Here is a 9,788-nt window from a genome sequence, read left to right as displayed (position 1 = left end):
ACCCAGTAATTGGGCACGCCGCGCACCGGGCCGACCAGCGGATTGCCATCCGGCGAGAAGGTGAAGGCCCCGTTCACCCAGCGTTTGATGCCAGCTGTCTCCAGGCAGGGGTAACGGCTGAAGCCGAGCGCCAGTTCGTCGGCGATGCGGTCGGTGTCTTCCTGGATCAATTCGATGCCGTAGTCCCAGGGCGCCCCGTCCATGTTCCAGTGCTTGTGGTTGACCTCATAGATACCCAGCAGAAGGCCTTTCTGCTCCTGGCGCATGTAGGTGAAGCCTTCGAGATCGACGATCAGCGGCAATTCCTTGTCCAGTACCTGGATTTCGGGCAATGCCTCGGTGACCAGATAATGGTGCTCCATCGGCGATACCGGCAGGTCGATGCCGGCCATCCTGCCAACCTGCTTGGCCCACAGTCCGCCGGCATTGACGACGTGCTCGGCAATCACCGTGCCCTTCTCGGTGACCACGTCCCAACCGCCATCGGCGCGGCGGTTGAGCTTCAGCACCCGGTTGTGCTCGATGATGTCGGCGCCGCGCAGCCTGGCTGCCTTGGCATAGGCGTGCACGACGCCCGAGGGATCGATATGGCCCTCGCGCGCGGCATAGAGGCCTCCCAGCATGCCGTCGGTGTTGAGGATCGGGCAGCGCTGCTTGATCTCATCGACACCGACCAGGTGGACATCGTCGATGCCCATGGTCTGGAAGATGCGGTAGGAGGCCTTGAGCCATTCCCAGCGCTCCGGCGCCGAGGCGACCGAGATGCCGCCGGTCATGTGCATGCCGATGCTCTGGCCCGATTCCTTCTCGACTTCGGAGAGCAGGTCGATCGTGTAGGCCTGCAGGGCGGCGATGTTGGGATCGGCGTTCAGCGCATGGAACCCGCCGGCCGCATGCCAGCTCGATCCCGCTGTCAGTACCTCGCGTTCGATCAGCGCGACGTCGTTCCAGCCGAACTTCGCCAGGTGATAGAGCACCGAGGCTCCAACTACGCCGCCGCCGATGACGATCGCCCTGTATTGGGATTTCATCCTGTCGCACTCCACCCATTCAGTGGGGCGAACCCTATCGGTATTGTACATATGTGTCTAGAGCTTGGAAAGGCGATGGAATGAGCGGCCCATGACTCCGCTCTGCGCCGATGCAGCAGAGGGGCTCCTCTGCTGCTGTCGGCAGCAAACGTGCTTGCTATTGGGATGCGCTAAGCGAAATCGTCAGGCCGCGGCGGCCGAGCGGGCCTTACTATCGGTTGCGCGAAAGCGTCTTCTCGACATAGCGCGAGAAGTCTTCGACATCCTCCGCCGGAGGCTCCTGGCCGGTGAAGCTGCGCAGATAGCCGGCGACGTGAGGCAGGCGGCTGCTCATCGGCTCGTTGAGCTCAAGCGAGTAATAGCCGATCTGCATGAAGTACAGCACGCGGGCTCGCACGAACGCGTCTTCTTCCTCATAGCCGTGGCGCATGAACATGTCGCGGATGGCGTTGACACGCTCCTCGTCGGCCTCGTCGAGGGCGCGCCGGATGGCGGGCGAGCGGCGGGCCCAGGCCCTGATCGCGAAATCCAGCTGTGGATCGAACAGCCTTTCGTCCACCCAGCATTCGAAAATGCTCATCACCCCGCGAATGACGGTGGCGGATGGCCGCCTGGCGCGTTCGACGATGAATTTGGTGTTGGTCTGCCGCCAGTAATCCAGCAGCTGGTCGAGCAGATCCTGCCGGCTCTTGAAATACCAGTAGAAGCTGGAACGCGACACATCGAGCTTCTGTCCAAGTGTCAGCACGCGGACGCGTTCGACACCGTCAGAGATCAACGTTTCGAGCGCAAGCTTCAGCCAGTCTTCGCGAGTGGCCTTGATATTGCCGGTGGCGCCGGCGCGCTGAATCGTCGTTTCGAGAGCTGCCATCGGCACGACGCATGACATGCTGCCTCAGGCAAATCAAGGCTATGGACAGAAGTGTATAGAGGAAATCGGCCCAAGCCGGACGACGCACCATGGATGTTGGCCGCATCGAAGCTCGATGAGGCAATGTCGTCACCCGCCATCCGCGCGGCGCAAGCGGGGGGATTTTTGTCGCGGCTGCTGGTTCACTGTTTGCTTTCCCGCGAGGCAATTGTCTGGCAAATACCAGTTCAGACAGATGCCCGCGCGGCCAACAAGCAGGAACACACGATATGACGCTGTTTCGAAAGAACCTCATCGATGGCGAATGGGTCGGCGAGGCCGGTTCGCGCAACATCAACCCCTCGGATACCGGTGACATCGTCGGCGATTATGCCTCGGCGGGTGTCGAACAGGCCAAGCAGGCGATCGCCGCGGCCAAGGCAGCGTTCCCGGCTTGGTCCCGTTCCGGTCCGCTGGCGCGTCACGCAGTGCTGAAAAAGGCCTCCGACGAGATTCTGGCGCGCAAGGACGAGATTGGCCGCAATCTCGCGCGTGAGGAAGGCAAGACGCTGGCCGAAGGCATAGGCGAGACCATTCGCGCCGCCCAGATTTTCGATTTCTTTGCCGGCGAAACGTTGCGTTTAACCGGAGAGGTCGTGCCGAGTGTGCGACCGGGCGTCGGCGTCGAGATGACGCGCGAGGCGGTCGGCGTGGTCGGCATCATCACGCCGTGGAATTTTCCGATCGCCATTCCGGCCTGGAAGATCGCTCCGGCATTAACCCACGGCAACACCGTCGTCTTCAAGCCGGCGGAGCTGGTTCCCGAGAGCGCCTGGACCATTGTCGACATCCTGCATCGCGCCGGCCTGCCAAAGGGCGTGCTCAATCTCGTCATGGGCAAGGGTTCGGTCGTCGGTCAGGCGATGCTCGACAGTCCCGACGTCAACGCCATCAGCTTCACCGGCTCGGTCGGTACCGGCAAGCGCGTTGCCGCGGCAAGCATCGAACACATGCGCAAGTTCCAGCTTGAAATGGGCGGCAAGAACCCTCTGGTCGTGCTCGACGATGCCGATCTTGCGATCGCCGTCGATTGCGCGCTCAATGGCGCCTTCTTCTCGACCGGCCAGCGCTGCACCGCGTCATCCAGGCTGATTGTGGCTGACGGCATTCACGACCGTTTCGTCGATGCCCTCAAGGACCGCATGAGCAAACTGGTCATCGGCGATGCGCTCGACGCGCAGACCCAGATCGGTCCTGTCGTCGACGCGACGCAGCTGAAGCAGGACGAGGACTATATCGCCATCGGCGTCAGGGAAGGTGCCACGCTCGCCTTCGGCGGCGAGCGGCTCGACCGCAAGACGCCAGGCTTCTACCTGCAGCCGGCATTGCTCACCGAGGCCACCAATGCCATGCGCAGTTCGCGCGAGGAGATTTTCGGACCTGTCGCCAGCGTCATTCGCGTCAAGGACTATGACGAGGCGCTTTCCGTCGCCAACGACACGCCCTTCGGCTTGACCTCCGGCATCTGCACCTCGAGCCTCAAGCATGCCACGCACTTCAAGCGCAATTCGGAGGCCGGAATGGTGATGGTCAACCTGCCGACGGCGGGTGTCGATTTCCATGTTCCCTTCGGCGGCCGCAAGGGCTCGAGCTATGGGCCGCGCGAGCAGGGCCACTATGCGGCGGAGTTCTACACCACGGTAAAGACGGCCTATACGTTCGCAGGCTGATCGGCCGTCGACCGATCATGCCGGGCTGATCGGACCGGCACACCGCCATGCACATCTGGATTGGAGCGGCGCGAAGGGATGACAGTGCAGAACCTGACCTGGCTTAACCCGCCGCCGCACCACGCAATCGAGGGCGATAGCGTTCGTGTGCGCACCGGCAAGGAGACCGATTTCTGGCGTGAGACCTTCTACGGTTTCTGTCGCGACAACGGCCACTTCCTGCACCGGCCGGTCGAAGGCGATTTCAGCGCCGAAGTCACGGTCAAGGGCGACTACGAGGTCCTCTATGATCAGGCCGGGCTGATGGTCCGGCTCAGCGAAACGCACTGGATCAAGGCCGGTATCGAGTACACCGACGGCCTTGCCTATTTCTCCGTCGTCGTCACCAACGACACGTCAGACTGGTCGCTGGTCGCCATTCATGCCGATCCGAACGGCGTCAGGATCCGGTTGACCCGTCACGCAGAAGCGATCCGCGTCCAGTACCTCGATGCTTCCAACGGCCACTGGAAGCCTGTGCGGCTTGCCTATTTCCCGACCTCGAAGACGGTCGATATCGGCATGATGTGCTGTTCGCCGCAACGCGAAGGCTTTGAGGTAACGTTCTCGGATTTCTCCCTCGGTCCGCCGATATCGCGGGAATTGCACGATTGAGACGTGCGGTCTTGCGCTGAACCGCAAGCACTTCGACCTTTGCCACAATCAAGTCTGTAGACCGCCGTGTGCCTCCGGCCGAGCCGGGGGGTTGTCGCGGCACTGCAGCCGGCGAGATCGTCAGCCAGTTGCGATGCCGCCAGACGGTTCGAAATTTTTGGCCCCTGGTTCGGCTCCGGCGGTGCAAGGACGTTGCAACGCTATTGGCATCCGCGCTAGGAGTTGCCGATGGGCAGGTTTCGAAGGGCTGTCAAAAGAGCCGTCTATTCCAGGGCGCTAAGGTTTCTTGGCGTTCCGCCCGTGCTGTGGTCGCAGGGCATCGGGCATTTCTGCGATTTCGCCGGGCCGCGCTGGTATCGCAACGCGCCAACTGCATCGACGCAGGGCGAGGCATTTTTCCGCCAACATTACAGCGGCGCGCATGGCATCGTCTGGCTGCGCCTGAGCACCTTGTCCAGGGATGCGCAAACCTGCGACCTCGATACGTTCGTCAGGATCGTGCTGCCGACGATTACGGCACCGTTCACGCTGCTGACGACCGATGGAGATGCTTCGGTGCCGTCGGATCTGGCGAAGGACACCGTCGACCAGCTTCTCGCCAACCCTTTCCTGGTCTCCTGGTACAGCCAGAATTGTGATGGCACTCACCCCAGGGTGAAGCCTTTCCCGATCGGGCTCGATCTTCACACGCCTCGGTCCCTTGCCACGCCGGCAGGGCTTGTGAAGCAACTGGAAATCATACGCGCCCGGCAGGATCATGTGGACCGCCGCCCGCCCAGGCTGTTCTCTGATTTCAGCATCAGCAATGGCTCGAGGCAGCGCCGGGAACTGCTTGATGCCCTCGGCGGATGTCCGCACGTCGATTTCCTGACGAAACGCGTCTCGCAGCGCTCGATCTGGCGACTGTACTCGCAATACCCGCTCGTGCTGTCCACCGAAGGCAACGGCCTGGACTGCCATAGGACATGGGAGCTGTTTTATCTCGGCTGCATCGTCGTCACCAGGACCTCGCCGCTCGACCCGCTCTACCAGGGCCTGCCTGTCATTATCGTCGACGACTGGCATGAGGTGAGGGACCCCGATGCGCCGAGACGCTGGATAGAGCAGGTCGCGCATCTGACCGACCGGGACCATGTTTGGCGACGCTTGCATCCGCAAACCTATCTCGGCCCCATTCGGCAAGAGCTTCTGCACGCATCCTGATTGGGCAGGCCACGAAATTCCGGTTGGACGCGGTGCGAAGCGGAGCTCCTGCAAGCGATGTGGAACGATGTCGCTCCTCCATATCTGGTGGAGTGAGGGATCATGTGCCAGCCTCGTCCAGCCCCAGTCCGCCGCGGACAGCATCGCGGATAGCTTCCGGGCCGAACCTTGCCCAAACCGCTTGATGCGCGCGGATGCGCTGCCGTGCCCTGCGGTCGGCATCCAGGCAGAGTCCGACAGCCGTCTCGGCAAGTCCTTCATCGGTATCCGACAGCAGCAGTTCCTCCCCGTCGACCAGGTCCAGGCCCTCGGCCGCCAGAGGCGTGGCGATCACCGGCACGCCCCACGCCATCGCCTCCAGAATCTTGATGCGGGTGCCGCCGCCTGCCGCAAGCGGGATGATGGTGAGATGCGCTCTCGACAGAAGCGGCGCCATGTCTCCGGGGTCTTCGACGAGCTCCACGCCAGGCAATCCTGCCAGCGCTTGCACGGCCGTTGTCGGGTTGCGCCCGGCGAGAATCAGTGTCGCGGTCGGCAAGGCCAGTCGGATGCGCGAAAGTATGGAGCCGGCTAACCTCTGGACGGCATCGACGTTTGGCGGATAGCCGAGATGGCCGACGAACAGGATCACCGGAAAGCTTTCGTCGGATACGGGCTCGGCGGGCAGCGTTTCGGGGCTGTGCCCGGCGTGCGGAATTCCGTTTGGAACGACATCGATCGGCAACTTGTGCCGGGAAAGCGCCATCAACCGCTCTCGATCCTGGCTCGAGCAGACCCAGACCCTGTCGACAAGGGCAAGCGCCTTTCTCTCGAGACGCCTGATGCCAAGGCCCTCGCTGATCGTCGCCACCGCAGCCCGCTTCGCATCGACGTGCCGCAACTGTCCCGCCAGGTCGGACTCGACATTGTGCATGTCGAGGATGAGCTGTTTCGTCAGTGCCCGCAAAGGCCGCAGCAGCTTGAACAGGCCGATACCCTCGATCACCACCGTGTCCGGGCGGAAGTCCCGAACCAGTGTCTCCAGCCGCGTCAAGGCGACGCGCGAGATGCGACGCTCCGCCCTTATACGCCACCACCCGATCGAGGCGGAGCGGGCCTCTCCCTTGATCGACAAGGCTTCGGTGCGGATCGACGGATCGGTTGTTTCCGTCGCCTGCGGCAGCACAGACACCAGGCAGACCGGGCCGAATTGCGCAGCAGACTCAGCATTGCGGTAGTTCCGCAGATCCGCGCCGGAGATCGGCGGAAAGGCTGGATCGTGGGACACAACCAGCACACGTCGCCCGGCTTTCGCCGCGGAGACAGCGTCGAGCGGTTGTGCGCCCGCGGGTTTCAAAGCGGGCACTCTGGGCTTTGCGCCGTAGGCTTCATTCCAGACGGCATGCGCGACGGCCCCAAACCATAACAATCGGCTTCGACTTGTTCAGCCGAACGAGGCTTTCGTCAAGCGCCGCATCGTCGCTGATTGTCAGATGCACCAGTTGCGGCAGGCTGCTGTCACCATCGCCTTGACAACGCCAACCAGCGGCCCGCCAGACGCTTCCACGATGAGGTGAGCCTTGTCCGCCGATAGGCGTCGCCGGCCATCTTGATGCCTTGCGCCTGCGTCGGGAATGGATGGATGACGTCGGCCAGCGCACGCAATCCCATGCCCGATTTGATCGCCAGCGACACCGCATTGATCATCTCGCCGGCATGGCTGGCAACGACCGTGGCGCCCAGGATGCGGTCGGACCCCTCCCTGACGTGGATTTTGACAAAACCCTCCTCCTCGCCGTCCATCACCGCACGGCCGACATCGTGCATCAGCACTGTATAGGTCTTGACCGGGATGCCGTTCTGGCGCGCCTCCGCCGGATAGAGGCCGACATGGGCGATCTCCGGATCGGTATAGGTGCACCACGGAATGACCAGTTCGCTCAGCTTCCTGCGTCCGAGAAACAGGGCATTGCGTACGACCATGCGGGCTGTCGCCTCGGCCGTGTGGGTGAATTTGTAGGCGAGGCAGACATCGCCCGCCGCATAGATGCGCGGATTTGTGGTGAGGAGACAGTCGTCCACCTTGATACCGTCGGCATCGTATGCCACCCCGGCGTTTTCCAGGTCGAGGCCGTCGACATTGGGCGATCGGCCGATGCCAGTGATGATCTCATCGACGGAAATCGTCGTCGTGATGTCGTCGCACACCAGGTCGGCGAGCTTCTTGCCGCCTTCCGTCCGCACCGCCACCACCTCGGTGTTGAGGCGAACCTCGACACCCTCGCGCGCCAGCGCGTCCGAAAGGATCTGGGCGGCATCGCGTTCCTCACCGGGCAGGAACATCGGTTCGCGCTGCGCCTGGATGACCTTCGCGCCCAGCAGGCAGAAGGCCTGCGCCGCCTCGCAACCGAGCGGTCCGCCGCCGATGACCAGAAGCCGCTTCGGGCACTCCGTGAGATCGAACATGGTCTCGTTGCTGAGATAACCGGCGTCGGCAAGCCCCGGGATCGTCGGCAGCCTCGGGCGCGCGCCTGTCGCGATCAGCGCCTTCCTGAAACGCAAGATTTGTCCGGCGACCGTGACAGTGTCCCTTCCGGAAAACCGCGCTTCGCCGAAATAAAGGTCGATGCCTTCGGAAACCAGGCTACCGGCGGCATCGGCGCGGCTGATCCGCTGCCGGATCTGCCGCATCCGCGTCATGGCGCGCTGAAAGTTGACGTGAAGACGGTCCGGCATGTCGCCGCCGAAATTCTCTGCATCGCGCATGTCGGCATAAAGCCTTGCGGTGCGGATGATCGACTTCGACGGGATGCAACCGACATTGACGCAAGTTCCGCCGATCAGGTTGCGCTCGATGAGCGCGACCCTTGCGCCGAGGCCGGCCGCTTCGTAGGCGGCGGTTAGCCCAGCCGGCCCGGCACCGATGACGACGAGGTTGTAGGGACCGTCCGGCTGCGGGTTCTTCCAGTGCGGCGGGTGGGCGCTCTTGATCAGCTCGATGTCGTTGTGATCGACAGGAAAGGCGGTAGTCCTGGTCCGGTCACGCGACATCGCCGCCACCCGACGCCGGGCTTGCTGGCTGAGACAGCCAGCCGCCATTGAACCCGGCCTTGCGCAGGCCGTTGCGGATGTGTTGATTTGACCGCATCAGTCTCCAGATCAACCCTGACCGATGGTTCTCGATCATCATCACCACGATGCCTTGATCCAGCCCGTAGTGGCCTTCCGACACCCAGCCGTGCCTCCCGAATTTACGCCGGTTCGCCAATGTCGGGTTAAAACCGCTCGGCAGTCGGAAATTACCGATCACCTCGGGGTAGCGATCACCGAGATGGCGCAACGCCGCCAGGCAGATCTCCGGGGCGAAAGGCAGTGATGCCGGATAGGACCAAGGCGCGATCGTCCCGTCATCGGGCCCGAACGGCGCGCCGCGCGCGGCATAGCCGGAAAACCGCCGGCGCTGTCGCTCCACGCTGGTGCGAAAGCCGCCTGGCCCGTCGCCCGCCGAAAGACCCCAAAGGTTCTCGTCGTAGCCGCCATAGCCGTAAGGGTTGTGGCGTGCATAGTCGCGGTGCAGATAGGTCGAGCGGCGGCTGTTTTCGAAATAGTCCGAGTTCTTCTCGCGCATGAAGGCGTCGCGGATGCCGGCGAAATCGATCCAGGCATGCGAGAACTGGTGCATGAACAGCGGACCGCCATACAGCACGTCGTAGCCGTAGATGTTTTCCCACTGATAGGTCGCCGTCCAGCCCTCGTAGCTGTTGTCCGAGGTCGGGCTGTCGGGCGAAGCCATCGACAGGATGTAGAGGATCGTGGCTTCGTTGTAGCCCTCCCAGCCATAGTGGAGAAAGCCGCTCTTCGGCTTCCAGCCTTGTCGCAAGGTCGGGCTTGAGCCTTGTGCCCACCGCCAGTCGACGCGCCGGTAGAGCGCCTCGGCCAGTTGGCGGATTTCTGCTTCCTCGTCATCGTCACCGGAGAAATAGGCGCCCGCCACCAGCATGCCCGATATCAGCAACGCCGTATCCACCATCGACAGTTCGCAGCGCCAGACGCGCAGGCCGGTCCGCATATCGAGGAAATGGTAGTAGAAACCCTTGTGGCCGGTGACGTCGTCGCTATGGCCTTGCGGGCTGGCCGACAAGAAGCGCAGCGCGGCCAGCGTCAGCTTCGCGGCGGCATCGCGCGCCATCCAGCCGCGCTCGACGCCGATCGGATAACTGGACAGCGCGAAGCCGACGACAGCGATGCTGGCCGGCGAATTCGGCCGCGACGTGTCGGCGACCAATCCGTTTTCGGGGTTCACGTTCTCGAGGAAATAGTCGAAGGCGGCGCGCTGATAGC

8 protein-coding genes are annotated in these 9,788 nt (G+C 63.0%); 3 read left to right on the top strand and 5 right to left on the bottom strand.

All coding sequences use genetic code 11. The features are described from left to right. Both EN750_RS06865 and EN750_RS06860 read right to left on the bottom strand, forming a co-directional pair. Positions 1-1,031, bottom strand: a 1,031-nt coding sequence (locus tag EN750_RS06865) for an FAD-binding oxidoreductase (protein WP_145967465.1), incomplete at its 3' end; no start/stop codon positions are given. Between the two features lie 211 nt (positions 1,032-1,242). Further along, positions 1,243-1,902 carry a TetR/AcrR family transcriptional regulator gene (locus tag EN750_RS06860; protein WP_164748900.1) on the bottom strand — a complete coding sequence of 220 codons (660 nt, stop codon included), beginning with the start codon at positions 1,900-1,902 and terminating at the stop codon, positions 1,243-1,245. Between the two features lie 269 nt (positions 1,903-2,171). On the opposite strand from EN750_RS06860, the gene EN750_RS06855 reads away from it, so the two are divergent. The 3 genes from EN750_RS06855 (at position 2,172) to EN750_RS06845 (ending at position 5,468) form a co-directional block, all read left to right on the top strand. Next, positions 2,172-3,611, top strand: a complete 1,440-nt coding sequence (locus EN750_RS06855; protein ID WP_127266939.1) for an aldehyde dehydrogenase family protein — start codon at positions 2,172-2,174, stop codon at positions 3,609-3,611. A gap of 78 nt (positions 3,612-3,689) precedes the next feature. Then, the gene (locus tag EN750_RS06850; protein ID WP_127395983.1) at positions 3,690-4,265 is read left to right on the top strand and encodes a DUF1349 domain-containing protein; all 576 of its coding nucleotides are present in this window, start codon (positions 3,690-3,692) and stop codon (positions 4,263-4,265) included. A gap of 300 nt (positions 4,266-4,565) precedes the next feature. Continuing rightward, on the top strand, positions 4,566-5,468 hold the full coding sequence (locus tag EN750_RS06845; protein ID WP_245482641.1) for a hypothetical protein: 903 nt from the start codon (positions 4,566-4,568) through the stop codon (positions 5,466-5,468). Between the two features lie 100 nt (positions 5,469-5,568). Here EN750_RS06845 and EN750_RS06840 read toward each other — a convergent pair whose 3' ends face one another. The 3 genes from EN750_RS06840 to EN750_RS06830 all read right to left on the bottom strand — a co-directional run. Next, the gene (locus tag EN750_RS06840) at positions 5,569-6,735 is read right to left on the bottom strand and encodes a glycosyltransferase family 4 protein (RefSeq protein ID WP_245482640.1); all 1,167 of its coding nucleotides are present in this window, start codon (positions 6,733-6,735) and stop codon (positions 5,569-5,571) included. Positions 6,736-6,965: 230 nt separating this feature from the next. After that, entirely contained in the window at positions 6,966-8,546 is a 1,581-nt protein-coding gene (locus EN750_RS06835; protein ID WP_281062271.1) for an FAD-containing oxidoreductase, read from the bottom strand. Further along, positions 8,488-9,788, bottom strand: a 1,301-nt coding sequence (locus EN750_RS06830; RefSeq protein ID WP_127395980.1) for a glucoamylase family protein, incomplete at its 5' end; no start/stop codon positions are given. The genes EN750_RS06830 and EN750_RS06835, both read right to left, overlap by 59 nt.

The organism is Mesorhizobium sp. M7A.F.Ca.ET.027.03.2.1 (genome assembly GCF_003999175.1).
Classification (GTDB): Bacteria; Pseudomonadota; Alphaproteobacteria; order Rhizobiales; family Rhizobiaceae; genus Mesorhizobium.
This window is presented reverse-complemented; position numbering and strand designations above follow the sequence as displayed.

Bases quoted from the DNA above. Each gene is read 5' to 3' on its own strand.
- EN750_RS06850 (WP_127395983.1), top strand. From the start codon at position 3,690: ATGACAGTGCAGAACCTGACCTGGCTTAACCCGCCGCCGCACCACGCA.
- EN750_RS06835 (WP_281062271.1), bottom strand. From the start codon at position 8,546: ATGGCGGCTGGCTGTCTCAGCCAGCAAGCCCGGCGTCGGGTGGCGGCG.
- EN750_RS06860 (WP_164748900.1), bottom strand. From the start codon at position 1,902: ATGGCAGCTCTCGAAACGACGATTCAGCGCGCCGGCGCCACCGGCAAT.
- EN750_RS06855 (WP_127266939.1), top strand. From the start codon at position 2,172: ATGACGCTGTTTCGAAAGAACCTCATCGATGGCGAATGGGTCGGCGAG.